General features: G+C 42.7%; 31 protein-coding genes. 1 reads left to right on the top strand and 30 read right to left on the bottom strand.

What is annotated here, in order from left to right; translation table 11 throughout:
- Positions 1–113: 113 nt before the first annotated feature.
- The 7 genes from HUU49_04015 to HUU49_03985 all read right to left on the bottom strand — a co-directional run bounded on the left by HUU49_04015 (position 114) and on the right by HUU49_03985 (position 5,050).
- Positions 114–1,304 carry a hypothetical protein gene (locus HUU49_04015; GenBank protein NUM25756.1) on the bottom strand — a complete coding sequence of 397 codons (1,191 nt, stop codon included), beginning with the start codon at positions 1,302–1,304 and terminating at the stop codon, positions 114–116.
- A 1-nt stretch (position 1,305) separates the two neighbouring features.
- Entirely contained in the window at positions 1,306–1,458 is a 153-nt protein-coding gene (locus HUU49_04010) for a hypothetical protein (protein ID NUM25755.1), read from the bottom strand.
- Positions 1,459–1,477: 19 nt separating this feature from the next.
- Positions 1,478–1,684 carry a helix-turn-helix domain-containing protein gene (locus HUU49_04005; GenBank protein NUM25754.1) on the bottom strand — a complete coding sequence of 69 codons (207 nt, stop codon included), beginning with the start codon at positions 1,682–1,684 and terminating at the stop codon, positions 1,478–1,480.
- A 179-nt stretch (positions 1,685–1,863) separates the two neighbouring features.
- Positions 1,864–2,466, bottom strand: a complete 603-nt coding sequence (locus HUU49_04000; protein ID NUM25753.1) for a nucleoside-diphosphate kinase — start codon at positions 2,464–2,466, stop codon at positions 1,864–1,866.
- A 13-nt stretch (positions 2,467–2,479) separates the two neighbouring features.
- On the bottom strand, positions 2,480–2,857 hold the full coding sequence (locus HUU49_03995; protein ID NUM25752.1) for a response regulator: 378 nt from the start codon (positions 2,855–2,857) through the stop codon (positions 2,480–2,482).
- A 45-nt stretch (positions 2,858–2,902) separates the two neighbouring features.
- Positions 2,903–3,757: an MBL fold metallo-hydrolase gene (locus tag HUU49_03990; protein NUM25751.1), complete on the bottom strand. Its 855-nt coding sequence runs from the start codon at positions 3,755–3,757 to the stop codon at positions 2,903–2,905.
- Between the two features lie 6 nt (positions 3,758–3,763).
- On the bottom strand, positions 3,764–5,050 hold the full coding sequence (locus HUU49_03985; protein NUM25750.1) for a ComEC/Rec2 family competence protein: 1,287 nt from the start codon (positions 5,048–5,050) through the stop codon (positions 3,764–3,766).
- A 155-nt stretch (positions 5,051–5,205) separates the two neighbouring features.
- Here HUU49_03985 and HUU49_03980 point away from each other — a divergent pair, with 155 nt between their 5' ends.
- Positions 5,206–5,550 (top strand): hypothetical protein, encoded by a 345-nt coding sequence (locus tag HUU49_03980; GenBank protein NUM25749.1) that lies wholly within the window; start codon positions 5,206–5,208, stop codon positions 5,548–5,550.
- 120 nt (positions 5,551–5,670) lie between these two features.
- Here the strand turns inward: HUU49_03980 and HUU49_03975 are convergent, their stop codons facing one another.
- From HUU49_03975 to HUU49_03865, 23 genes are all read right to left on the bottom strand, one after another.
- Complete coding sequence (locus tag HUU49_03975) at positions 5,671–6,930, bottom strand: adenosylhomocysteinase (protein ID NUM25748.1); 1,260 nt, start codon at positions 6,928–6,930, stop codon at positions 5,671–5,673.
- Positions 6,931–6,999: 69 nt separating this feature from the next.
- Positions 7,000–7,941, bottom strand: coding sequence for a carbohydrate kinase family protein (locus tag HUU49_03970; GenBank protein NUM25747.1), 942 nt, complete (start codon positions 7,939–7,941; stop codon positions 7,000–7,002).
- A complete protein-coding gene (locus HUU49_03965; GenBank protein ID NUM25746.1) occupies positions 7,938–8,279 on the bottom strand; it encodes a hypothetical protein in 342 nt (113 codons plus the stop codon). Before HUU49_03965 ends, HUU49_03970 begins: the two co-directional genes overlap by 4 nt.
- Before the next feature lie 88 nt (positions 8,280–8,367).
- On the bottom strand, positions 8,368–9,774 hold the full coding sequence (gene glnA / locus HUU49_03960; protein NUM25745.1) for a type I glutamate--ammonia ligase: 1,407 nt from the start codon (positions 9,772–9,774) through the stop codon (positions 8,368–8,370).
- Positions 9,775–9,920: 146 nt separating this feature from the next.
- Positions 9,921–10,616: a GAF and ANTAR domain-containing protein gene (locus HUU49_03955; protein NUM25744.1), complete on the bottom strand. Its 696-nt coding sequence runs from the start codon at positions 10,614–10,616 to the stop codon at positions 9,921–9,923.
- Positions 10,617–10,622: 6 nt separating this feature from the next.
- Positions 10,623–11,549: an NAD-dependent epimerase/dehydratase family protein gene (locus tag HUU49_03950; protein NUM25743.1), complete on the bottom strand. Its 927-nt coding sequence runs from the start codon at positions 11,547–11,549 to the stop codon at positions 10,623–10,625.
- Position 11,550: 1 nt separating this feature from the next.
- Positions 11,551–12,201: a hypothetical protein gene (locus tag HUU49_03945; GenBank protein ID NUM25742.1), complete on the bottom strand. Its 651-nt coding sequence runs from the start codon at positions 12,199–12,201 to the stop codon at positions 11,551–11,553.
- Positions 12,198–13,133 carry an SDR family oxidoreductase gene (locus HUU49_03940; protein ID NUM25741.1) on the bottom strand — a complete coding sequence of 312 codons (936 nt, stop codon included), beginning with the start codon at positions 13,131–13,133 and terminating at the stop codon, positions 12,198–12,200. Before HUU49_03940 ends, HUU49_03945 begins: the two co-directional genes overlap by 4 nt.
- Before the next feature lie 9 nt (positions 13,134–13,142).
- Positions 13,143–14,165: a peptide chain release factor 2 gene (locus HUU49_03935; GenBank protein ID NUM25740.1), complete on the bottom strand. Its 1,023-nt coding sequence runs from the start codon at positions 14,163–14,165 to the stop codon at positions 13,143–13,145.
- Positions 14,166–14,250: 85 nt separating this feature from the next.
- Complete coding sequence (locus HUU49_03930) at positions 14,251–14,649, bottom strand: hypothetical protein (protein NUM25739.1); 399 nt, start codon at positions 14,647–14,649, stop codon at positions 14,251–14,253.
- A 28-nt stretch (positions 14,650–14,677) separates the two neighbouring features.
- Entirely contained in the window at positions 14,678–15,016 is a 339-nt protein-coding gene (locus HUU49_03925; GenBank protein NUM25738.1) for an MGMT family protein, read from the bottom strand.
- On the bottom strand, positions 14,991–15,359 hold the full coding sequence (locus HUU49_03920; GenBank protein NUM25737.1) for a hypothetical protein: 369 nt from the start codon (positions 15,357–15,359) through the stop codon (positions 14,991–14,993). The genes HUU49_03925 and HUU49_03920 overlap by 26 nt, the downstream gene beginning before the upstream one ends.
- A gap of 76 nt (positions 15,360–15,435) precedes the next feature.
- On the bottom strand, positions 15,436–15,975 hold the full coding sequence (locus HUU49_03915; protein ID NUM25736.1) for a hypothetical protein: 540 nt from the start codon (positions 15,973–15,975) through the stop codon (positions 15,436–15,438).
- A 13-nt stretch (positions 15,976–15,988) separates the two neighbouring features.
- Positions 15,989–16,420: a DUF4430 domain-containing protein gene (locus HUU49_03910; protein NUM25735.1), complete on the bottom strand. Its 432-nt coding sequence runs from the start codon at positions 16,418–16,420 to the stop codon at positions 15,989–15,991.
- A 31-nt stretch (positions 16,421–16,451) separates the two neighbouring features.
- Positions 16,452–16,931 (bottom strand): hypothetical protein, encoded by a 480-nt coding sequence (locus tag HUU49_03905; protein ID NUM25734.1) that lies wholly within the window; start codon positions 16,929–16,931, stop codon positions 16,452–16,454.
- 3 nt (positions 16,932–16,934) lie between these two features.
- The gene (locus HUU49_03900) at positions 16,935–18,731 is read right to left on the bottom strand and encodes a DUF4430 domain-containing protein (protein ID NUM25733.1); all 1,797 of its coding nucleotides are present in this window, start codon (positions 18,729–18,731) and stop codon (positions 16,935–16,937) included.
- A gap of 303 nt (positions 18,732–19,034) precedes the next feature.
- Positions 19,035–19,556, bottom strand: coding sequence for a cob(I)yrinic acid a,c-diamide adenosyltransferase (cobO, locus tag HUU49_03895; protein NUM25732.1), 522 nt, complete (start codon positions 19,554–19,556; stop codon positions 19,035–19,037).
- A gap of 23 nt (positions 19,557–19,579) precedes the next feature.
- Entirely contained in the window at positions 19,580–21,958 is a 2,379-nt protein-coding gene (locus tag HUU49_03890) for a vitamin B12-dependent ribonucleotide reductase (GenBank protein NUM25731.1), read from the bottom strand.
- Positions 21,959–22,118: 160 nt separating this feature from the next.
- Positions 22,119–23,297 (bottom strand): cell division protein FtsZ, encoded by a 1,179-nt coding sequence (gene ftsZ / locus HUU49_03885; protein ID NUM25730.1) that lies wholly within the window; start codon positions 23,295–23,297, stop codon positions 22,119–22,121.
- Between the two features lie 3 nt (positions 23,298–23,300).
- Positions 23,301–24,554 carry a cell division protein FtsA gene (gene ftsA, locus HUU49_03880; protein NUM25729.1) on the bottom strand — a complete coding sequence of 418 codons (1,254 nt, stop codon included), beginning with the start codon at positions 24,552–24,554 and terminating at the stop codon, positions 23,301–23,303.
- Between the two features lie 78 nt (positions 24,555–24,632).
- Positions 24,633–25,064: an rRNA maturation RNase YbeY gene (gene ybeY / locus HUU49_03875; GenBank protein NUM25728.1), complete on the bottom strand. Its 432-nt coding sequence runs from the start codon at positions 25,062–25,064 to the stop codon at positions 24,633–24,635.
- 14 nt (positions 25,065–25,078) lie between these two features.
- Positions 25,079–26,065 carry a hypothetical protein gene (locus HUU49_03870; GenBank protein NUM25727.1) on the bottom strand — a complete coding sequence of 329 codons (987 nt, stop codon included), beginning with the start codon at positions 26,063–26,065 and terminating at the stop codon, positions 25,079–25,081.
- Positions 26,066–26,096: 31 nt separating this feature from the next.
- Positions 26,097–26,801 carry a hypothetical protein gene (locus HUU49_03865; protein NUM25726.1) on the bottom strand — a complete coding sequence of 235 codons (705 nt, stop codon included), beginning with the start codon at positions 26,799–26,801 and terminating at the stop codon, positions 26,097–26,099.
- Positions 26,802–26,810: the final 9 nt, after the last annotated feature.

The following is a 26,810-nucleotide window of genomic DNA, read 5'->3' as shown; positions in this document are numbered from 1 at the left end:
GGCCCTACTTTCCAGACTTGCTTGCAAACCAATACCAACCAACACCATGACCAAGGACAGCAGTCCGAGTCTGGTGAGTAGTTGCCTGGTTGTGGTTTGAAAGAAAGGCATATTTAATTAATCTTTATCCGGCCGTTATCAATCTTTATCCGGCCGTTATCAATCTTTATTTTTTTGGGGGCAATTTCCGTATAAGTAACTTCCAAATACGGATCAGTAGTGGTATCAGCTGCCTCAGAGGTTGCGAATGCGGCCGTGCCAACAATTGCCGGCGCAACGTCTAATGCATCATTGCCCTCACGAACTCCCAACTTGGTATAGCCGGAGTCAGAAATCCAGGAAATCCCAGTAGCATTTAATGGCAATGTAACGTAACTATCTTGATTAACACTTGTACCATATACTCGATCTCCGCCTTCAGTCGGATTATTAATTGCGCCGCACTGATCATAATCGGCCGTAGCCAAAGTGGTGACTGAAGCTTGTGTTGATAAAATCGGCACCAAGAAGCCATAGCTGTCGTTAGGTAATGCATCGGCAACGACATATAGGTGTAAACTGGCCGAAGAAATCGTCGGGGCGTCCGGAAGTGCCGAAGTATCAACCGGAAAAAAAGCTCGGTACAAAAAAGGATTACCACTAAAAATACTATAACCACCACCCGTATATGCTGTGGTCTCCGTCGGCCAAGCACTGGTTCCTGTAAGCGCATCATGAACTGAATCCCACGTATCTGAATCGCCACCGCCGTATGTGGTATATCCATCACCCGCGCCGGCGTAAGTTGTATCAGTCGCCGCAAAAGCTTGTTCGCCAAATAACTCCTTAACCCTGTCCAAAATAGTCAGCCTCGTTTGCGCCGCAAAAGCTTGCGGCGTAGTAGTGGCCGTTTCCACGAAATACCACGCCTCATTATCTTTAGCAAAAGTGTTAGCACCATAAAATTTCCCAACATATGTCTCGGCCTGAGTTTGTTCGTCAATTGATTGCACTTCCTTCAAGAATACCTGCGAGCTGGCGGTGCGCTTTGAAACATCTTCAACCAGTCCCCGGTATGACCCAGCCGGCACCGGCACTGACGAAATATATTTGTAGGCCACAACTTCTTTTTTATTTTCATCTTTTACAAATTCGTAGCTCACCACTTTTTCTTTGGGTACAACTAATTTTTCATTTTCAGTGACGGCTCGGCGCGATGAAACATTCTGCCAGACATCAAGCGTGACTAACGTTAAAATCACTATCGCTGATAGTATTGCGACCAAGTTGACAGTATTTCTAATTTTTTGGTTTCTAATAAACATTTTAATATCCGGTTAAGGCATACGCCGCCCAGCCAAGTAAAAATAGAGTTAACATAATTGACAGCACCGAAAAACCAAGAAACATTCCGGCTTCGCGCAAGCTCTGCAGGCGGGACTTTCTTTGAACGCGGTAATTTTTACTTAGGTATGGCATATAAATATAAAAGCCTGGCTTAACTCATGTGTTGATTGATGAACTTCACCAGGTCTTTTTCTAAGATACGATACGTTTTGTGCCCAAACTTGGCGGCCCGAAGTTTTCTAGAGTTAACCCAACGATAAACCGTCTTCTGGCTTACCTTCATGATCTTCGCCACTTCCTCTAATGTGAGAATGCCGTAGTTAGACACGAATATTAAGTTATTTGGCTTAAGAGCCAAGATGTTAATATTTTACAATGTTATGTCTTTCATTGTCAAGAATTGTCTTCAATAATCTTTATTGTATATTATTATTGATAATTGTCTTCAATAATCTTTATTGTCCACCATTGTCTATTAATAATAACAAAAAATGGCTTTTAAAAGCCATTTTTTTGTAAAATTAATTTTATGATTCCCTATTCCAGAATACCGTCTAAGTTAACATCATACAAAATCTGTTCGGAAACTAAGCGATAATTTACCAATTCATTTTTGGCAAACCAAATATCAATTTCGCGAGCCGCTTCGGCCGGACTATCAGAACAGTGAACCAAATTTCGCACCGCGCGGTTATCAATGCTGGAAAGCTCATAAGAGTCAACAGTGTAATCACCGCGGATAGTTCCAATATCAGAAGTTAACGGTTCAGTGCCACCAACCAGCTTCTTCACAATTCCCACCGCACTGTTACCCTCAACCACCATGGCCAAAACCGGTCCGGAAGTAAAAAAATTCACATTAGCCCGGATAATATCTTTGCCATATTCAATCGGTTCTTTATCAACTGATAGATTTTGATTTTTTCGATCACTAACAACACGATTACCTTTTTCTAAAAACCACTTCTCGTCTTTGTGGTAGTGATCCCAACACTGCTGTTCGGTTGGAACCAAAAACTTAAAAGCGACAAATTTTAAACCGCTTCGCTCAATTCGCTTGATAATTTCGCCCATCAAACTGCGCTGAACGGCGTCCGGCTTAAGAATTACCAGCGTTCTTTCCTTGATTAACTTTGCCATAGATTACATTAGATTATTTTAAAAATTCTTTAACTTTTTCTACTACCTGCGTCGGCGTCATTGAGGCTTTAACAATATAATCAGCCGCGCCCAGCTGCGAACCCTTTTCAACATCGGACTGCTGGCCCAAGTTGGAAAGCATTAAAACAGTAATGCTCTTGGTCGCCGGATCTTTCTTAATTTCACTCAGTACGGCGAAACCATCCATTTTCGGCATCATAATATCAAGCAAAATCAAAGTTGGCTTTTCTTTTTTCACCAGTTCTAAACCGGCCAAACCGTCCGACGCTGTAACCAAATTAAGGCCAGATTCCTGAAACTTAATTTTGTACATTTCCAGCAAGGCGGCGTCGTCTTCAACAATTAAAATTTTATGGTTAGTGTCAGTCATATACGACTACATCCTACAACATAATGGACTTTTTTTCAAGTGATATTATTCAACTATATACCCTGACTTTTTAAGAGTTACTATGATATCACCATCGCTTTTGGTTGTCAAAACCCTTGTGCCAAGTTCCGTTAAACGCTCAACCACCTCCGGACTAGGGTGGCCATAGCGATTTTGCCCGACTGAAATCACTCCCAAAACCGGCGACACTGCCTCCAAAAATTTTTTATCTGAAGAGGTGTTACTGCCGTGATGGCCGACTTTCAAAATTTTACACGTTAAAAATTCCTTGGCGCCGATTAACCTCTTTTCAACTAATTTAGTAGCATCCCCCATGAACAACACACAGCCGCCGTCATAATCAAGCCGACTGACAATTGACCAGTCATTATCCTGAGTGAAGTTCTTGCCCGAAATCAACCGATCCGGATACAACACTTCCAAATCAATATCAGGCGCCAAAGAAACCGACCGAGTGGCTCCGGCAAGCCAAACGGTGGTTACCTTATTATTAATCAGGCTCAAAAAATTTTGATACGCTTCATTTTCATCACTAACACCGGTTAATAACACCTGCCGCACCGAGTATCTTTTTAAAACCTCATTAAACCCAACCAAATGATCGGCGTCAGGATGAGTTAAAACAACTAAATCAATAGTTCTGACATAAAACGGCATATACCGACCAAGCCCATAGAGCACCGAATTATCACGACCGCCATCAATTAGTATATATTGGTAGTCGGGAGTTTTAATCAAGGTGGCATCTCCCTGCCCGACATCCAAAAAATACACTTTTAAGCTGGGGTCATAGCTTGCGACACCGTGTCCCACAACAACCAAAACCAAAACTATGGTCGAAAAGTAGTAAAAAATAATTTTTCTGGCTTTCCTGCTCATAAAATTTTATAGCCGAAAACCGGCAAAAAATAACTCCCCAAAGAAATTAACTACCCCAATAACATATTGCAATAAAAACAACACCGGCCAATACGCGTACGTTGTCAACGTCGGCACCACTCCGCTCACGCCAAGCCCCGCAAAGCCGCCAATCATCACCGCGGGCAACACCGGCGTTATTAAAATATTAACCACAGGTGCGACAAACGAGAAATTACCAAAATGTGCCATTACTAACGGCGCCGTAGTCATCTGAGCCGATAATGTCATCGCAACTGACTCGCGAACACCAAATTGCTTTGGAATTTTTTTTAGCCGTCGCTCAATCACCGCTGAAAAATAAATCAACCCCAACATAGCAGCGCACGACAGCTGAAACCCGACGTCGTCGCGTAAAATTTTTGGGTTAATCAACAACATAACGGTGGCGGCAAAAATAATGGTGTTAGCAGATTGATTCACCCTACCACTATGCAAAGCAAGTAATGCCAGCCAGCCCATGACGCCGGCGCGAAGTGCCGCCGAAGGAAAACCAATTAAAATCAGATACCCTATTAATACTATTGTCACCACCGAAAATGCTTTTCGGCGTGAAATATATATGGCTAACAAAAACCGAATTGCCAAAGTGCTAAGAATAGTAATATGAAGTCCCGAAATGGAAATGATGTGAATTGTACCAGTGAGACTAAAACGATCAAGCAATTCTTCAGGCAGTCCCTGACGAGTACCCAATAATAGCGCCGCTAAAAAGCTGGCATGCGGCTCCGGCAAATTCGCGCTGATGCTTTGTTGTAACTGCCGCTTGAATAAAAAAATTTTTTCCAGCAAGAAATCACCAAAGCCATGAGCAAGCAATGTAATTTCCGGATAATAACAAACACTATAGATGCCATCTTTGGCCAAAAACCGATCATAGGCAAATCCATCAAACGCCTCTGGAGTTTTTAGGCGACAATTGATCTCCAACAAATCACCATATTGATATTCCGGGTATAAATTGGTTTTTAATAAAATTTTTCCAGTCATTTTGCCAACCGACTCAACCGTAAGCTTAACGTGATCAATACGGACATCTGGCTGGGCAACAATCACTGCCCGCGTTGTCAATGCCGTTTCGTTATAAAACCAAACTGTCTGTTTATTGGCAACAACCAAACTAGATTCATACCGAAGAATACCAAAGCTAAAACAAATCAAACCAACCAAAACAATAACCATAAAGCGATTTTTAAAAAATACCACCAGGCCAATAATCGTAATGACCAATAACCATAAAATATTAATTGTCAAAAACGATCGAAAACCGATACCGACGATAAAACATAATAAGCAATACCTAAATATTTTATGGCTAGAATTAAACATTTATTGACGATTGATTTTTTACAAAAAATATGTCATAATCAAGATACTAGTTGTCACACATGGACCCAGCTTCGGGCAACATGGAGGAAACCATTATGACAACGCCACGCCTGGGCGTCCCTTTGGATGCCTATATCGCTGTCCAGCGTACTGAGGTCACTAGTGGCCTCAACCAGATTGGTACGCGTGAAGAAATTCGCGCTAAGGAAGGAAAAGACCGCGAACCGGACGGCAATGACCTCTGGTTACACTACATTGGTGTCGGCCGGGCGGCTGAGATGGCTCACATTCACGGCGAACTCAATGTCTGGGCAACCGGACAACGACTTGGCCTTGATCCAAAGACTCTTCCTCTGGAAGACATGGAACGCGAGCTCCAACTCACTCACCGGCTCTGGCACGAGCAACACAACCTGCCTCAATGATGAGACAGAACAACGGGATGACTACGCAATGACGCGAACTAAGTCGTCCCTTTTTATTTAACCAAAAGCGCTCCTCCCTGAACGGGAGGAGCGCTATGTTGATTTAAAATTGATTTGATTTTAAGTACCAATTTCCCAGCTGGCTAAATACTTTTCTTGTTCAGGAGTCAGCTTATCAATTCCAATACCCATTGATTTTAATTTTGCCGTCGCAATCCAGTTCTCAATTCGTTCAGGAATATAATATACTTTGTTTTGCATTGTTTTGTAGTTTTTTTGAACGTATTCCGTTGCCAACGCCTGAGTAGCAAAACTCATATCCATCACTGATGCCGGATGGCCTTCGGCCGCCGCTAAATTAATCAAACGACCCTCACCAAGCAGATAAATCTTTCGGCCGTTTTTCAAAATATATTCATCAACAAAATTGCGCACGTTTTTATTAACCTTACGCGAGAGTTTTTTAAGCGCCGGAATATCAATTTCCACATCAAAGTGTCCGGAATTACAAACGATAGCGCCATCTTTCATTTTCTTGAAATGTTCCTGACGAATAACGTGAATATCACCGGTCAACGTACAAAATAGATCACCAATGCCAGCCGCTTTATTCATCGGCATCACCATAAAACCATCCATTGCCGCCTCAACCGCTTTAATCGGATCAACTTCAGTCACAATCACATTTGCCCCCATTCCCCTGGCGCGCATGGCAAAACCGCGGCCGCACCAGCCATACCCGGCCACAACAATATTTTTTCCAGCCAATAAAATGTCGGTTGCCCGAACGATTCCGTCAAGTGTTGACTGTCCGGTACCGTAGCGATTATCAAACAAATTTTTTGTCTTAGCGTCGTTGACTGCGATAATCGGCACCATTAATTTACCTTCTTTTTCTAATGCTTTAAGACGGATCACGCCGGTCGTCGTTTCTTCCATTGAGCCTTTGACTGTAAAAGCCTGCTTTTTAAATTTGGTATGTAGCAGCGACAACAAATCAGCACCGTCATCCATAGTAATATCCGGCCGGTGCTGAATTGCCGCTTCAAGATGACGATAATATACTGCACGATTTTCGCCAAACCGAGCAAATACTTTAATGTTATAATCCTTGACTAAACTGGCCGCTACATCGTCTTGAGTAGAAAGCGGATTGGAGGCACACAGCAAAACATCGGCGCCGCCAGCTTTTAATGTTCGCACTAAGTTTGCCGTTTCAGTTGTGACGTGCAAACAACAAGAAACTCGTAAACCCTTTAATGGTTTAGTTTTACTAAACCGTTTTTTGATTTCGGCCAAAACCGGCATTGAGTTTTCGGCCCACTCAATGCGCTTTTTGCCCTGAGGGGCTAAATTAAGTGATGTTACGTCGTATTTCATACTGAATAAGTATAGCTATTTTAAATTGTTTTGTCGATACACATACATCAAACAAAAAATTCAAATTATTTATAAAAGATCTTTAAAATTTAACGTATATCTTTGTTTGAGCTCGGCCAAGCTGAACCGATGTGTCTGCGTCCCGTATTGCTCAACAGTATAAACCGCTACCAACCCGGCTAACTGACCAGTTTTTTTCAAATCCCAACCGGCAATTAAACCCTTAATTAGGCCTGCGCGATATGCATCCCCCGCCCCGGTCGGGTCAAGATTGTTTTTTGGTTTAGCCGGCTTAATTTTATAAACTTCATTTCCCCGCCTAATTTCTGAACCGGCAGGCCCCAAAGTAGTGACTAGCATTTCCGTACGCTTTAAAATATTTTTTAAACTCCAGCCGGTCTTTTTTAAAATTAGACTTATTTCATAATCGTTACCGATCAACACTTTACTGCCACTGATTGCCGTTTTAAGCTGGCCGCCAGTCAACGAAGAGGTTTGCTGACCGGGATCAAAAATATACGGCACTGTCTTTTGTTTAAAAATTTTTGGCAAAGCCACCATATCAAGCGGATGCTGGGCCGAAACAATTGCTAGCATGACGTCACGAACCGAAAAATTTTTTCCACTTACCGGCTTTGACATCGCTCCGGGAAAAAATCCGGCAATTTGGTTATCCGCCCGATCCGTAATGATATACGCCGAAGCCGTGTGCTGGCCGGGCAAAATTTTTATCTGGCTAAAATCAATCTTGTTGCGGCGCAGCCAGGCTTCATACAAAATAAAATCCCTCACACCGACATGCGCCAAAATGGAGGGTTTCAGACCAAGTAAAGACAAATTATACGCAATATTTCCGGCCGTGCCGCCAAAACTCTCTTTTAATTCTTTAACCAGGAAAGAAACGTTTAAGATGTGGAGTTTCTCAGGCAAAATCTCATTTTTAAAAAATCCCGGAAAGTCCATAATCCGGTCATAGGCCACGCTGCCAGTCACCAAGATTTTATTTTTCATAACTTCGCAAAACCATTAAAGTGAATGTTTTGATCATTAAAGATTTCAACAACCTTATACTTGCCGCTTGTAACACAACGCTTACCGCGCAACTGGTGAGTTACTTCCAAAATTAAGATACTCGCCTTTGGCTTTGATAAGTGATTATCTCCGGCAGTTTCCAGCAACGGAATTTCACCCTCCAACCAATAATTACGCTGACCTGATTTTAAAAATGGGTAGATGTCACCCACTGCCAAATCCGGCGGAATACACTCTGCTGCCTCTCGCCGGCCGGCTTCAAATTCCCGAATATTTCGCAGTGCGAGATCCGGGTTAAATTCAACGGTAATTCCCATACAAATTAATGATAATCTAAAACCATCCATAACGCAAAACCCGCTCTCCTAACAGAGGAAAAGCGGGTTTAGGCAATCTGACCACTAATTAACAGTCGTGATAAAGTAAAAATTCATGCGGATGAGGGCGAAGCCTGATTGGATCAATTTCCAATTCGGTCTTTAAATCAATCCACTGCTGGATAAACTCCGCATCAAATACGCCGTCTTTCAACAAAAATTCGTGATCCTGTTTTAAAGCTTCAAGCGATTCGGCAAGCGATGAGGGAACCGATTTGATGGTTTTCGCCCGATCTTTTGACAGAGCAAAAATATTTTCATCCATTGCTTGTCCCGGATCAATCTTGTTTAAAATACCGTCAAGCCCGGCCATTAAAATTGCCGAAAATGCCAAATAGGGGTTAGCTGAAGGATCCGGCGGACGAAATTCAATGCGCTTGCTCTTTGCTTCCATTGAATAAATTGGAATTCTAATTGCGGCGGAACGATTCCGTTTTGAATACACCAAATTAACCGGAGCTTCATACCCTGGTACCAGTCGTTTATACGAATTGCTACTCGGTGCGGCAAAAGCTAAAATCGCACCGGCGTGTTTCAACAAACCGCCGATAAAATACAAGGCGACATCGCTGAGCCCGCCATACTTCTCACCGGCAAACAACGGCTTACCGTCTTTCCAAAGCGACACATGAGTGTGCATACCGGAGCCGTTATCGCCAAAAATTGGTTTTGGCATAAAGGTGGCTGCTTTGCCAAATTTAGATGCCGTCCCTTTAACAATATACTTAAATTTCACGATGTTATCTGACTGGCGCAAGAGTTCATCATATTTAATATCAATTTCAGCTTGGCCCGCCGTCGCCACTTCGTGATGATGCTTTTCCACCTCAATGCCAACCGACTGCAAGTTCGCAGTAATCGCACTACGAATATCTTGCTGGGTATCATGCGGCGGCACGGGAAAATATCCTTCTTTGGCACGAATCTTATACCCCAAATTCCGCTCCCCTTCACCGGAATTCCAAAATGCTTCACCGGAGTCAATTTTATAAAAGCCCTGAGAAGCGTCTTCAAAATAGTGAATTGAATCAAAAATAAAAAACTCCGCCTCTGGACCCAAATATACTTTGTCAGCAATACCGGTCGTTTCCAAAAATTTTTGCGCTTTTTTGGCGATAAACCGCGGATCAAATTTAAACGGTTCAAGTGTGATCGGGTCATGGACATCACAAATTAAACAAAGCGTTTTAGCTTCAAAGAAAGGATCAATAAAAGCCGTGGCAGTGTCTGGAATCAAAATCAAGTCACTTTCTTCAATCGGCTTAAACCCCTTAATACTTGAGCCGTCAAATCCCAAGCCGCGCTCAAAATCATCTTTACTTAATATTTCAACCGGAACCGAAAAATGCTGCCATTTGCCAAATACATCAACAAAACGAAAATCAACAATTTTAACTCCTTGCTCTTTGATTAAATCAAAGATTTTATCTTTCATATTTTTTATGATTAATTACAAAAAAGCGCCTAAAAGCACACTTTGCTTGTTAGACGTCTTTGTCGATTTAATTAGCACCTCATTGTGCTAACGTTGTTAGTGTAGCCAAAAACCCACATCTTGGCAAGTTCTCTGATTGTGGATAATTATTTAGTCAAATCTTGGGCCAAAATAATAGCCTCAGCCACCTCTTTAAGGCTCTTACGTTTATCCATGCTCTTTTTTAAAAGTAACCGATGAGCCGCATCTTCATCCAGCTGAGCCGATTTCATCAGAATTGCTTTTGCCTGATTGATAATCTTTTGGGTAGCCAGCGCTTCGTGTAAAACATCAGTTTCGGTGATTAGACGAGAAACCTCCAAAATACCTCCGATTTGCTTGCCGATGGTTTCTAAAAAGCTAATTTCGGTTTTAGAGTAACTGCGTGTTTTTTGGTGTTGAACATTAATAACTCCAATCACTCTGTTGCGGAAAATAATTGGCACCGACAGAAATCCTTCAAATTTGTCTTCGGGCAAATTGGTAAAAAGTTTAAACCGCTTATCCTGATAGGCTTTTGATTTTATTACCACCGTCTTTTTATTTTCAGCCACCCAGCCGGTAATTCCTTCACCAAGTTTCATTTTGATTTTTGATAGGTTCCCGTGATGTGACTTCAACGACGCCTTTAAAATAACCTGATCGTTAGAAATCAAATAAATAAAGCAGGAGTCGGCTTTGGTAATCTTGCCGATAATCTCAACAATTTTGGCCAAAATTTCTTTGAGATCAAAATTATTACTTGCCGTGTCAATAATCTGTTCCAATACTGCCAGGTTATCGATTGTAATTTTTTTAGCCATATATACTTATTTTGATGCAGCCCGAAACCAATTAACGGTGGACATTAAACCTTCAATCAATGCGACCTTCGGCTTCCAGCCAAAATCTTTACTGATCTTAGAAAAATCAATCGCGCTGTGCTGCTGTTCTCCGGTTTTTGGCGGCCCATAATTAAAATCTTTATCAAACCTAAAAATATTTTTTAAATGCAGCGCCAAATCATTGACACTGGTCTCAACGCCGGTGCCAACATTATAGATACCAACTTTATCTGCGGCTAAAGCCAAAACATTCGCCTCAACGACATCAGAAACATACACGTAGTCTCTGGTTTGTCGGCCGTCACCGTTAATTACTGGCGGTTGCCCCGCCAAAAGCCGATCACAAAAAATCGCTACTACTCCCGCCTCACCCCTGGCATTCTGCCGCGGGCCATACACATTAGCATAGCGTAACACAACGTACGATAAGCCATAGGCATAGTGATAAAAATAAAGATATTTTTCCAGGGTCAATTTGGCAATACCATAAGGCGAAACCGGCGACTCGGGGTGGTTTTCGGCGGTTGGTCGCGATTCAGTATCACCATAAATCGCGCCGCCGGTTGAAGAAAAAATTACTTTAGCAACCTGATGTTTTCGGCAAGATTCCAAAAGCGTTAACCCGGCAATAATATTCTTGTGCGCGTCACCGACCGGATCGGCAACCGATTTACGTACGTCAATTTGGGCCGCCAAATGAAACACTGCCTGCGGCTTTTCAGCTTTAAAAACTTTTTCTATTTTCTTTTCGTCACCAATATCCAACTTATAAAACTTGGCTTTAGGATTGATATTTTTTTTCTCACCGGTTGACAAATCATCAACTACCACAACGTCGTGCCCTTTTTCAATCAGGGCATCAACAACGCTACTGCCAATAAACCCGGCGCCTCCGGTAACTAACAACTTCACATTATTGATTATTATTAATTAAGTCTTCCGGTATGGCCTGGGTTGAATCCAACAACCGCGCCGTAGCCGGCACTGTGACGTCATCGTCAGTGACGACTCCAAACTCAATATTTTGGACTTGAATATCAATACTGTTACCAGTCGTATTATTGGTAATTCTAAATTGTACCGGCAAACCGTTTTCATCCCAAAACCAAACCGTCGTAGTGTAGTCATACTCTTCCTGAGCATCCAACAGTTCAAAAACAAAAGTGTCTTTATCGCCAATCTTTTCTTTTTTCAGATACGTTTTACTAATATCAAGCTGATTAACTGGAATAACTAAATTATATTTCAAAAATTCCTGGAGCTGAGTTGGAATATCAGAAAAAATAAAAATGTTTTGCAGCGCTTCTTGACTGGATCCGGCATATAACCGATTAGCGGCCTGATCAATATATGTGTCGCCAATTGGACTCTTAATTTTTACTTTGCCATCTTTAAAAAATATTTCTGTTGATTCACTCGGATTCGCCGGATCAATCTGCTGATACTTATAGTTGGTATTTTTAGCAGAAAGCGCCACCACGTCGGCCAGGGTTTTAATTTGGCCAACACAACCGACCATCACCGCAGCCAGAATCAGCATCAGTCCTAAATAATATTTTTTCATAACACGTCTTTAAAATAATTAATGGTTTTTTCTAGCCCAGCCGCAAGGTCAACGTTCGGCTGCCACTGTAATCGCGTTTTAGCCAGACTAATATCGGGCTTTCGCTGTTTCGGATCGTCCTGCGGCAAATCTTTAAAAATAATCTTACTCGTACTGTTAGTCATTTTGATAATTGTTTCCGCCAGCTCTTTAATAGTAAACTCTCCGGGATTACCAAGATTAACCGGACCGGTCCAATCATCATCAAGCTCCATCATCTGATACAAACCAGAAACCATATCATCAACATAACAAAATGACCGGGTTTGATTACCACTGCCATAAATAGTGATCGGTTCACCCTTAAGTGCCTGAGTAATAAAATTTGAGACAACTCGTCCGTCATCCCAGGACATGTTTGGCCCATAAGTATTAAAAATTCTGACAACTTTAATTGGTACCCGGCTTTCACGATGATAATCAAAAAATAATGTCTCGGCGCAACGTTTGCCTTCGTCATAGCAGGCGCGCGGACCAATCGGGTTAACATTGCCATTATATTTTTCCGTTTGTGGATGAACCTCGGGATCACCGTAGACTTCGGAAGTGGATGCCTGCAACACCCGAATCCCGCCCAACTTCTTAGAAAGTTCAAGACAATTAATGGCTCCCAAAACATTGGTTCGTACCGTTTCCACCGGCGTTTTTTGGTAATGAACCGGCGACGCCGGGCAAGCTAGATTATAAATTTGGTCAACTTCTGCCTCAAACGGATTAGTGACGTCATGTTCTAAAAGCAAAAAATTTTTGTTATCCAACAAATCTTTAATATTACGTTTTTGGCCAGTAAAAAAATTATCCAGGCAAACAACCTGGTTTCCCCGTTCCAATAGATAACGACACAAATGTGACCCAATAAACCCCGCCCCGCCAGTGACCAATACTTTCGGCATATTTACCAATTATGAATTTTTATTTATATATCTTAGATAACTTTCGACAAAACCGTCAAGCTCTCCGTTCAAAACATCATCAGGCTCCTTGCTCTCAAAATCAGTTCGGTGATCCTTCACCAGCTTATACGGCTGAAGTACGTATGATCTGATCTGATTGCCCCATTCCGCTGAAAGCACTTCCCCTCTGATTTTTGCCAGCTCTTGCCCCTTAGCCGCTTCCTGCAATTTAGCCAGTTTAGCCTGCAACAACTTAAGCGCTGTTTGCTTATTCTGCTGCTGCGACCGTTCGTTTTGGACTTTAACCACCAGTCCTGACGGCAGATGAGTAAGGCGAACCGCCGAGTCAGTAGTGTTAACACTTTGCCCGCCCGGACCGCCGGAACGAAAAGTGTCAATCTTTAAATCCGACTCATTAATCTTTACTGCTTGAGTATCGGTCAAAACCGGCAATACTTCAACTAAAGCAAAAGACGTGTGTCTCATCTTTTCAGCATCAAATGGCGAAATTCTAACCAAACGGTGAACTCCAGCTTCTGATTTCAGGTTACCATACGCGTAATACCCTCCAATCTGAACTGTTGCACTTTTAATCCCCGCTTCCTGCCCCCTGGTTTCATCAATAACAGTAACAACAAAATTTTTACGTTCACAAAATCTTAGATACATTCGCAACAACATTTCGGCCCAATCTTGCGCCTCGATGCCGCCCGTGCCGGCATGAATGGAGATGATCGCATCATTACTATCATATTTTTGAGAAAATAAAACAAGAAATTCCAGCTTCTCAAAAACTTTTCTCAGCCGAATATATTCTTGTTCTAGTTCACCAAGCAATGATTCATCCTGCTGATCAATAGCCTCCTGGGCTAGTTTGGCGTTATCAGCAACTTCTCGGTCAAGCGTATCCCACTGCTCAACGGTTGATCGAATACTTTCACTGCGTCGAGAAATTTGTTTTGCCCGGTCTTGGTTTTGCCAAAAATCAGGTTTAACGATTTCTGATTCTAATATTTTTATTTCTCGCCTCAAACCATCAAGGTCAAAGTAACCTCCTGGTTGCCGCAATTGCTTTGGCTAAGGCCTTAAAATTTTGAACAATGTCTTTCATAAATAATTATTTATTAATACAGCCCTGCGCTGCATCAAATACTTTGTTAACTCCAATTTCCTGGCAGACACAAAAATCACCCATTTTACCATGAAACCATTCGCCGCCGGTTTTAGTGCATAACGATTTTGACTGTTCAGTTTTAGCTAACACGTTCAATGGTATGCGCTGACAGCGACGAAAAGCACTATCGTTGCAGTCAGGACAAGTGGGGCCATAAATGCCCTCGCAGAATTCTTTAGCATAGCACACTTCTTCGTTTGAAATATTTTCACAAACCGTAATTTTTGAAACGTACCGGCTAATCAATTGCTCGGCGTAGCCTTGATAGAAATAAATAAAAATTCCTCCGACAATTGAAATAACCAGGAATAAGCCAAAGATGACAATAGTTCTTTGAGACATATGTACCTAATATTAATTAGACATTGAATTAACCAAAACGATAAAGCTTTTTTTCAAAATCAACAATTTTTCCCTGCCGCGTCATAATCCCCTCATTTTTTAAAACCAATGCTTTCCTTTTCGCTCCTCGCGCATAGCCGCCAATTTCGCCGTTATTTCGCACCACCCGATGACAGGGCACGCTAATAATCCATGGATTAGCGTTTAAAGCGTTGCCAACCGCTCGAACTGCCCTCGGCCGGCCGATGGCGCGCGCTAAATACTGATATGTTGTTACCCTACCCCTTGGCACCGACTGTAATTTTTGCAAAACCGCAATTTGGAACTGAGTCAACCCGGATTTACTGATTTGTGTTCTGGTTGGCATTTAAAAGTTCATTAACTTTATCAAGCAGTCCTTCATCACCGGCAGTATCAGGCAAACCAACTTTAAGCAATTCTTGGTATGGACTAATAACATTCTGCAATAAAGCAGGCAAATAGATCAGCCCTAACAGCAGCGGAATAATAATAATCAATGTTTTAATAACCCCCCACACTTTTTGAAACGCAATCCAACGGTTAATTTTTGCCAGTGACTCCTGCACCTGCTTGGTGGCTTGCAAATTTTCTTCCAATAATTGGCGAATATCACTATCGGCAAAACCTATTTCATTAACCGAGCTACGAGCCTGACTCTGGTCAAAAATTGGCTGATCTTTTTGGTCCATACGAAATATATTATACAATATTTAGCCAAAAATAAAAACCCCGCCTTCTTGAAACATCGGGGGCGGGGTTTTAGATTTATTTTGTTTCAACCAATGCTGACAGACGACGATGGCGGCTAACCATCAAATGCACTAATTCATACGAGCCAAACAATACCGCCGTATAAAATAAATCACCCAGCAGGGCATTCCTAAAAAACGGCACGGCCAAAACATAAGAGCTAAGTAATCCGTTAACAGACTTTTCGTACCACGGCGAAAATCGCCAGACTGCCCAGTTAGTTACTAAATAAAACAAAACCGACGAACTGATGCTGGCGGCTATAATTGTTTCAACGTTCTTGTATTTTCTAACCATAAAACCAATCATACCGACCACCATAAAACTCAGATACACTGCCAGCATTAATTGCCACTGATAAAACCCAAGAAATAAATCGCTGACGAAAGCGATCACTAACGGCAACACCAAAGCATACCGCCGACCAAAATAAAATCCGGCGAACAAAGCAATGGCAGTTACGGGAACAAAGTTCCACAAATGTGGCAACAAACGACAGGTTACTCCTAAAACAATTAATAGGGCTGCAGTGGCTAATTTAAACTTGGTATTCATAGTATATGAGTTATTAAAATTGATTAGTGACATATTTCCAGGTTATTGAATCACCGGCGTGTATCCGATAGCTGCTTGGCCCAACCTGAGCATAAGAATTGTTAACCCAATACTGCCAAAACCCGTTACTGCTAACGTCATTCTTAACACCGCCGATTGATTCTATCATGACGCCCAGCTCACCGCCAAAATCCTTGTAGCCTAACTCCAGATTGTTTTCATCGGCAATCTTTTTCAATAATTCAAATACCGTTTCATTTTCGGCAATAGAAACTCTTTCATACAGTTTAATCTCTTTGCCGCTATCAATCATGACATTAATCGCTGTTGATTGGTTTTCAGTTTGTTTAACACTGCTGTCAAAAATTGTCTGATATTGATTGCCGACGAAAAATCCCGCAATAAAAATCGCGACAATGATGACGGCCCGAACGATTAACTTCATATGATTATGGCTAAGAATTATTTCTTAAAAATTATTTTTTCTTTTTTAATCTTATCATCAGCAATATTGCCAAGACTAAACAAAAAACCATGATTAAGCCAATCAACGCCATGAGTGAAATTCCACCCACCGTAATGGTAAGCGGAACTTTAACGCCTGAAGCGGCGGCCAGACCGCTGTTCCCAAGCGGTTTAGCGGCAACTGAAATATTGGTTTGAAAAGTTCCTGGACTGACAAACCAAGCTTTAAACTTAACAATTCTGGTTTCCTGAGGCTGCAGCTGAAAATCAGCCGAATCAAATGAAATTATATCACCAAATTGATCCGCTGACACCTGATACAATGCCGGAACTTGATCAACATTCGCCACCAAAAATTCTCCCGCCGCGGCCCGCATCGTTGTTCCCTGCAAAGTAAGCTGCACCGGTTTAACCGCCACGCCAACCGCCGCAGCCGCCGGCCCAACCAGGAAGTGTATCAATAAAAGTAATGCTCCAATTGATCTAAACATAATTTACGGTTGAACAGTTGCCCAAAAAGTTAGCTCTCCCGTTTTGACGCCAGAAGCCAGATAATCACTAGGTACATTTAAAACAACTTTTGTTGATTTACTCTGGCCGGCAACCAGGGTGTCGGCATACTCGGCATGAGCGGCGTCGTTAATCTTTAAACCCTTGGTGAAAACCACGTCACCGCTGACCTGGGTGCCAACACCAAGATTAACTGTTCCCTGATTTGATATGACCACCTCAGCCTCACTGCCGTGTCCCGGAGCCAATGGGCCAAAATCAATATCAGAAGCATCAACCACTAAAGCAATTGCCTCACCGCCGATAACGCCAGCCGTGCCCTGATTAATCTCAACCTGTAAACCAACATTCTGATTAACTGTGTCACCAACCGTCACTGTCACTGTATTACTTCTGACATACCCAGCATGGTCGGCATAAATCCGATAAATACCATTTTCATAAATTTGTAGGGCAAGCGTACCGTTAGTACCCGCTTGCCGGACTTCATCATTCACCTTAATAGTTGCACCGGAAACCGGACGCCAAGAACTGCCATCAAAATATTCAGCCACTACATCAATTGCCTGGCCGGGATCAACTTGAGTTTCACTCACATTCAAGCGCGTCGGCATAACTCCCCACTCACCAAAATACCACAACACTTCATCACCAGACGCTAAATGGTAATCAGCCGCGCCAACGATTGGTGAAGCACTGTTTACAAAGTATAACCACCCATTCAATCCGGAAGCTGTCTCGCCAGCGATTTCTCGCAAATACGGACCAAATGACTCCTGAGTAATCGTATATGAATATCCACATTCCGCCGCGGCATTTTTAACTAAATCAAGCGCTGTAACGCCGGCGACAAACGTATCACAAATAGTATTACTAGCACCTTCAATTCTCAAATGAAATTCACCATCGTTAGCAGCTCCTGATTGATAATACCCAACCGGATAGGTGGCACCGCTTAAAGCGATAACCGCATATGCAGTCATAGCTTTATTGTTCCATTCTGAGGTACCTTCGGTAACCCACCAATAACCGCCATCTTCGTCTTGCAAGGATTCAAGGTGTTGAATCGGACTGATATTGTTCTTCGTCCAGCCACTCGGGTTGACTCCCGCTTTAATTAAGGCTGAAATCGTCCAAGCGTCTGAGCCGGCGTCTGAGCCGTTGCCCGGTTGATAACCAACGCCGCCGTCGCTGTTTTGCGCTGATTTGATATACGCTAACGCCTTAGTAATTACTTCATTATTTGCTCCAACTCCTGCTTCAATTAACGCGATGACTGCAGCAGCGGTATCGTTAGTATCAGAACCAGCTCCCGCTGAATAACTCCAACCGCCGTCGCTGTTTTGTTTTGACAATAAGTAGGTTTTAGTGGCAGTAACTGCCGCTGAAGTTTTTTTGCCAACGCTTGCCAATGCTAATATGCCCCACATGTCATCATTTAACAAATTCACGTCGCCAATTTGTGTGCCGTCAAATGTATCTTCCAACGCAGCGACATAATCAACGTTGCCAAATGTCGAGGGGTCTTTGCCCAGGGCCGCTAAGGCTAAAATCGTTTTAGCATAATCAGTGGCACTTGTTCCGGAAACTTGTTTTAAATGACCGGTTGGGATATTCGTCTGGCCAGAAGCCACGAGTGCCATTGTAATCCAAGGATCATCAACCTGACTTTCCAAATAACTAACAGCGCCCGACAAACTGGCCGAAACAAACACCGGCTGCAGCAGCAGTGAAAAAACAACGATTATTCGAAAAATAGGTAATGCGTTTTTTTTAATCATATCTGTTAGTTATGAATTATTAAATAAAAAAATTCCTCGTAGTTAGAGCAATTTTAAGAGCTGGCTTAAAACCAGCGACACGATGCCTCTCATATCCTCGAAGAGTTACGTGGGTTAATTAAGCTCTTATTTTCTCGACCTGGCTTATTCTTTTTCCACCTAGGGGGTGAAAAAAGACTTCACAGTTGCGGGTCAGCGAAGGAATGTAACCTTACTTCGGAAAATTAAGATGCAACCAAATTTTTAAGTAATTAAATTTTAGAACTACCAGTGAGCCTGTCAAGAATCACGACGGTGGATAACCTAGTTTTCAATGCCTCGTCGGGCCACTACCCCTTTTTTATAAGGGTGTTTTACCTCTTTCATTTCAGTAACATAATCAGCTAAAGCTACTACCGCCGCCGGTGCGCGGCGGCCGGTCAAAATCAACTCAACATTTTTTGGTTTGATTTTAATCAACGAAACTAGATCGGACACTTTCAACATTTTGAAAAAAACCGCCAAAAATATCTCATCCAGAATTACCACGTCAAATTTTTTACTTTTTATCACCCGGCGCGCCCATGCCAACCCCTGCTTTGCCAAAGCGATGTCAGTCGGCTTAGCCTTTTTGATAATAAAACTTTTTTGGCCGAAACGCTTTAAGGTAATTTCTTTAAGCGGTTTTAGACTGGTTAATTCGCTATAGTCTTGGCCTTTTAAAAATTGAACAATATAAACCTGATAGCCAGCACCGATGGCGCGTAAAGCAAGACCAAGCGATGCAGTAGTTTTGCCCTTACCGTCGCCGGTATACACATGAACTTTACCTAAATCACTTTTCATAGCACCCTTCAACATGTTTAGTTTTACCCGCAGCGGGAAAAGCCACAGGATCGACACTTCAAACAACCTTCGGCGATTTCCAAAATATTGCCACAATCAGGACATTCTGGCGCGGTACCAAAATCGGCAATTTCCCGATTACCGTTGCCATTGGAAGGCTTGGCGCTATCTACCGGCAAAGATGAAGCCGGATCATAGGAGGCCGGGGTTTTAGATAACTGTTCTTTGGTCACTTTGCCATTATGAAATTCTAATTCCAGCCGCTGCTGATTTTGACTGAGATGTTTTTCAATAATCTGAGCAATAGCGTCAGGAAGCGACAAAATCATTCCCCCTTCACCCCAAGACGGCATCGGACCACGAATACCTTTAATTTGACTGACTACTTCCTGGGCCGGAATGCCGGCGCGTAACGCCAAGGAAACTAAACGACAAATTGCTTCTGACTTGGCTGAAAAAAATCCGCCAGCCTTACCAATAGTAGCAAACACTTCGAAGGGATTACCCTGTTCGTCGTCATTAATGGTGATATACAAATCACCATACGACGTTTTTACTTTATAAGTTGTGCCGCGCATCATCATCGGGCGCTTGCGCTTATAAAACGGCGCAGCAGGAGTAGTGGTTTCCTTTGGAGCCTCTTCCTTTTTGTGCGATTGACCGGTTGTTAAAACTTGAACATCTCGACTGCCATCCCGATAAATAGTTACTCCTTTGCAATCATTCTCGTACGCCAATAAATACGCTTTGGCGACATCATCACGAGTAGCGGCGTTAGGAAAGTTGATGGTTTTAGAAACGGCATTATCAACATATTTTTGAAAAGCAGTCTGCATTCGAATATGCCATTCCGGCGTAATGTCGTGAGAGGTGACAAATACTCGTTTCACATCGTCTGGCACTTCATCAAGGTGCTGGATCGAGCCAACTTGAGAAATTTTTTCCATTAGTTCTTTGGAATAAAATCCCCGTTCTTTAGCAACTGCTTCAAAATAAGGATTAACCTCTACTAACTCAACCCAGTCATCGCCTTTCTTACCGATGCGCGATTTTCTAACATATGCCAAAGCAAATAGCGGCTCAATCCCGGAAGAACAGTTAGCAATAATACTGATAGTGCCGGTTGGCGCGATAGTGGTTCTGGTGGCATTTCTAATTCCGGTGCTATCTGGCGTGTCATAAATACTGCCTTCAAAATTAGGAAATACTCCTTTTTCTTTAGCTAAAACAACCGACGCCTGATCGGCTGTGTTTTTGATAAATTTCATTACTTTTTCAGCCAAATCAATCGCCTCGTTTGAATTATAGGAAATACCTAAATCAACCAACATGTCAGCCCAACCCATTACCCCTAAACCAATCTTACGATTAGCTCTGGTCATTTGAGAAATCTGCGGGATTGGATACTTATTCATATCAATCACATCATCTAAAAACCTGACTGCTGTTTGTACAACAAAAGCTAAGCGCTGATAATCAATTTCACCTTCTTTAACGAATTTGGCCAAGTTAATTGAACCTAAATTACAAGATTCATAGGGTAACAGCGGCTGTTCTCCACACGGATTGGTGCTTTCAATTTTACCAACATGAGGCGTAGGATTATGTTTGTTGATTTTATCAATAAAAATAACACCAGGGTCCCCGTTTTTCCAGGCGTGATCAATAATTTTGTCCCACACTTCTTTGGCGTTTAACTTACCGATTGCCCTGCCGTCACGGGGGTTGAGCAAATCATATTCTTCACCCTTATCAAGCGCATCCATAAACTTGTCGGTGATTGCCACTGAAATATTAAAATTGTTTAGTCGATTGTTATCTTCCTTAGCGACAATAAATTCCATAATATCCGGATGATCCACCCGCAGAATGCCCATATTAGCTCCACGACGAGTGCCACCCTGTTTCACCGTATCGGTCGCAGCATCAAAAACGGTCATAAAAGAAATTGGACCCGATGCCAAACCGCTAGTGGACTTCACCGGATCTTTGGCCGGCCGAATACGAGAAAATGAAAAACCAGTTCCGCCACCGGATTTGTGGATTAAAGCGGTATTTTTGATCGCTTCAAAAATTTCTTCCATAGAGTCTCCCACCGGCAGCACAAAGCAGGCTGACAACTGCCCTAAAGGCGTACCAGCGCCGGTAAAGGTTGGACTGTTTGGCAAAAATTCAAAATCAACCATCACTTCCAGGAAAGCCTTAGCCAGGTCATCTTTTTCTTCCTGGGTCAAGCCATACTTATCTTCCGCTTTTACAATAAAACCGGCAACGCGCCTAAACATTTCAATCGGCTTTTCAATTACGTTGCCGTCATTATCTTTCAATAAATATCGGCTTTCCAAGACCTTTAAAGCATTCTTGGTAAGCTTTAGTTTTGATTCTCCAACACCAAATATCATATTTTGAGCGATAAAAAATAAGACATTTTTTGCCTTATGTAGTTAAAATTTTAAACCTCCCGAAGCCTGTTTTATTTTGGTTTTAAATTTTTTTGGGGGTACTGTTTATTTTAGTCCTATTTTTTTTTGTTGTCTATGAGGATAACTTGTAAAGACTACTTTACCTCATCTTTTTTCGAATAAATGCGGGGATTTCAAGCTCATCATCTTCAGCAATGATATCCGGTTGGGACGGAATTGTTCTTTTTGTCGGGATTTTGGTTGAAATGCGCCTGACAGCCGAAGCGGTTTTTTCTTCAACCTTATTCTTTGATTCAACAAAAGTGCTTGGCGTGTAATTACTCTCCTTAGAAGCAAACGATTTTTCACTTGCCGCCCTAATCTCACGGTCGGAAAAACCAGTAGCCACAACGGTAACCTTAACCTCATCTTTCATAGAGTCATCAATAACCGCGCCAAAAATGACCTTAGCATTTGGATCGGCTGACTGAGTGATAACTTTAGCGGCTTCATTGACTTCATGCATACCCAAGTCTGGTCCGCCTACCACGGTAAACAATATGCCTTTAGCACCATCAATAGATAGCTCAAGTAATGGGCTAGAAATAGCTGATTTAGCCGCTTCCACGGCCCGATTCTCGCCGGTACCCTGACCAATGCCCATTAATGCTGAACCGGTGTCTTTCATGATGGTTTTGACGTCCGCAAAGTCAACGTTGATTAAACCAGGTATGGTAATTAATTCTGCAATCCCCTGCACGCCCTGCTGCAACACTTCGTCACAAATTTTAAAAGCGTCGAGTAAGGAGGTTTTTTTATCAATAATTTGCAACAGTCGATCGTTAGGAATCGTGACAATAGCGTCAACTTTATTTTTTAGACTGTCGTATCCCTGCTGAGCAATTTGAGCACGCTGAGCGCCTTCAAACGAAAACGGCCTGGTAACAACGGCTACGGTCAATGCACCGGCATCTTTAGCCATGCTGGCAACAACCGGTGCGGCACCGGTTCCGGTACCACCACCCAAACCACAAGTGACAAACACCATATCAGCATCTTTTATCAACTCACGAATATCATTCTGGCTTTCTTCAGCCGCCTTCTCACCAATATCAGGATCCATCCCAGCACCCAGACCGCGGGTGGTTAATTTACCAATATGCAATTTAGTTTTGGCTTGAGAATGATGCAAAGCCTGAACATCGGTATTAATCGCCAAAAAATCGACTCCACGAATTTTAGAGGCGACCATGCGATTGATGGCTGCGCCACCCGAACCGCCAACACCGATAACTTTAATTTTTGCAAATGTTTCAATTTCCGGCTTGATTTCAGCCATACCTTAAGGAATTATTTTTTTAAACCATTTCTTAGCTTGACTGGAAACGCCCTTGAGATTCGGCAAATAATTCATCAACTTACCAAAACCTCCTTGCGAGCGCTGGCTTGCAAGCTGACTGCCCCAAATCACTAAACCGATTGCTGTAGAAAAACTCGGATCATTAACTTTATCAATGGCGCTAGTAATGTTAGTTGGCGTACCAATCACCGCGGGCAAGCGTAAACGTTTTTTTGCCGCTTCAACCAAATCATGAAGCTTGGCACCGCCGCCAGTTATCACGACGCCTGCCGGTAGTTTACCACTTTTATCAATCTTCTTCAACTCAGCGTCAACCTTATCAAAAATTTCTTCAACGCGCGCTTCGGTGATTTCACCAATGTATTTTCGGGAAACAAAATTTGCCTCTTTACCTTCCAATTCACCGATATCAATTTCGTCTCGCTTGCCAATTCCTTCCGACAATGCCGAACCATATTCCAATTTGATCTTTTCTGCCGTATCAATGGAAATTCTTAAACCAATGGCAATGTCAGAGGTAATATGGTCGGAACCAACCGGCAGAATAGTTGTGTGTAAAATGTCGCCTTCTTCAAAAACCGCCAACGACGTAGTAGAACCGCCGATATTAATAACCGCTACTCCCAGCTCTTTTTGTCGATTAGTTAACACCGCTTCAGATGTTGCCAAAATAGAAAGCACCAGGTCCTCAATGTTAACACCGGTGCGATATACCGCCTTTGTTAAATTTTTTATTTGAGCCGTTAAGCCCTGAATGATTTGCGTTTCAACCTCAATTCGAACACCGGTCATACCAAGCGGGTCTTTAATCCCCGACTGGCCGTCAACCGTAAAACTTTTGGGAATGACATGCAAAATTTCATAGTTTGGCGGCGTTGCTACGGTTCGAGCCGCTTCAATTGAACGCTCAATATCATCTTCGGAAATCTCACCATCACTACGCGCAACTGCAACCACACCCTGACTTTCCTGAGAAATAATATGACTGCCAGAAATGCCCACCCAGGCTCTTTGCACCGGCACGCCAATCATGCGTTCCGCCTTTTCTAAACAAGCTGAAATTGAAGAAACAGCGTCTTCAATGCTGGAAATGACTCCTTTGCTAATGCCCTCAGCGGGCACTTCGGCAGAGCCAATAATGTGGATTTGTTCCCCTTTGGCGGAGATTTGACCAATTGCTAAGCGAACTGCACTTGAACCAATATCGAGCCCGGCAATTATTTCTTGTTCAGCCATATTTTTCCCTTTAAATACAATTTTAACAATGAAAAATTATAAAAATATTTTACCATAAAACCCTATTTCCAACAACCTTTAACGCCTAAACCCCAAAATTTTTTCTTCTAAGCCCTCCATCACCTCAGCGTCACTGTCTTTTTCATGGTCATACCCTAACAAGTGCAAAAAACCGTGCGTGAATAAAAGCTGTAATTCCCGATTAAGCGGATGCCCGGCTTTCTTCGCCTGACGCACTGCCTGAGGGTAACAAATAATGATTTCGCCCAGATAGTTTTTATTACCGCCGGCGAGCTGATTGGTTTCGCCAAAACTCAACACATCAGTAACCTTGTCTTTATGACGGTATATCTTATTAAGTTTCTTAATTGCTGCATCCCCGACAATACCAATTGAAATCTCTAACGGTTTTTTGAGCTTCAAAGCCGCCTCAATTGGCTTTAAGTAACTACGCCAGACGCTTGCTGTAATCTTTTTTCCTGCTTGTTGGTTGACTTCAAACCGTACCATAAAAACAACTCCTGTTAATTAAGGCTCTTAACCATCAAATTGAACGTGGTGGCAAAATTAGTCAGCCGGAAATTGCCAACATTATAATTAACCATAAAAATCTTGCTAATGTCGCCGGATTTGGTCAGGAAATAAATCCGATTATCAGGATGGCGGTATCCAGAAAAACTATTTAAGCGGACCGAAACAGCATTGGTAATATCAATATCCGGGTACTGCTTAGCATACCACTCTGCCAAAGGAAGCTTGTCCGGATTTTCCATGATGATAACAGCGACAAATTCGCCCGTACTTGAAATAAACAATGTTTCGCTATTGTCACTTTGCGGCCTCACTTGCCAGCCGGTCGGGTAACTAATTGAATACCCAGCGCCAGTGTGCTTGGTAAAAACTCCTGAGGCCTCAAGCGTCTGGCCGACATGCGTCGGGTCATACCCGTTCAAAAGCTCCGAGCCGTCGGAAAAGCCATCATTGTCAGAATCTAGTAACGACGGGTCGGTGCCGTATAAATTTTCTTCCTCAAGCGTTAGACCATCGTTGTCAGAATCAGGCGCTGAAGGTAAGGGCTTTACTTCTACATCTTTGATATCCGGATCATCAATTGATGTATTGGTATTCACATTAATATTAACTGCCGGATCGGTTGTCGTCGGCACATCAATCGTAGTCGTTGCAGGCATACCAATATTAGCGTTCACGTTGCTATTAATATTCACGTTAGTATTGCCCGTATTTGTAGTAACCGACGCTGAAGTGTTTGTATTACTATTTTGATTGCTGGCCTGATTTTTGCCAAGGCTTAAGTTAAGAAAAATCGCCGCCGCCGCCAGGCCGCCAACCACCAGCACTCCCACAACGATAATAATAACTAGACCGTTATTGCCCTTTTTAGGTGCAACATAAAATTTTCTCGGCATCACATGAACACTTTCAGACCCGCCGGACGTTAACGCCGTATCTGTTTTTGATTCACTGACTTTATTTTTCCCTAACTTAAACATAGCTTGATTATTTTTTCGCTCAAGATATTAATTAATTATTTATTTCCAAGAGTTTGCCGTCCCCTTTCGGGTCGTAGCCGGCGCGAACTTCATTACCGTCCAAGAAGGTGTCCCCATCGCTATCTGGATTATTCGGGTCAGTTTTAAAAACTTTTACCTCATCACGATCAGTTAAACCGTCAAGATCCGTATCAACTCGGTCCGGATTGGTCCCATATAGTTTTTCCTCTTCATCATCAAGACCATCGCTGTCGGAGTCAACTGGCTTTGGATCTACCGGTGTTCCTTCGCCACCGACATTAACATTGCCGGGTTGATTGACGTTTGCAGCGCCGGCATTACCATTCGGCTGATTGGTATTAGCGTTATTCTGATTAGTGGTCGTCGGCTGATTGGTATTGGTTGCAGTTTTATCAGGCCTTAAAAACGTCGTATACGCATACCAGCCACCCCACGCCAAGCCCGCCAACAATAATATGCCGAGAATAACTACAACAAACTTTTTATAATGAAAAGCAAACGGCTCTTTGGTAGTTGCCCTTTCCGCCTTTGGCATTGCTGGTGGCACTGGCATCGCCGGAATAGTCGGCTGAGGCCGGGAAACTGGAGCCGCGGCGGCCGGAGCCTCATCAATAGTATCTAAGATGTCTTCCGGCTCCCGGCTTAATTTTTGGGGAGCAGTCGGCAAATTGGTAGGCGCCATTGGATTTGGCTTGTTTGGTTTATCATCAAACATACGTTTTTA

It is taken from the genome of Candidatus Buchananbacteria bacterium, from assembly GCA_013359225.1.
GTDB lineage: Bacteria > Patescibacteriota > Patescibacteriia > Buchananbacterales > UBA6539 > JABWCG01.
This window is presented reverse-complemented; position numbering and strand designations above follow the sequence as displayed.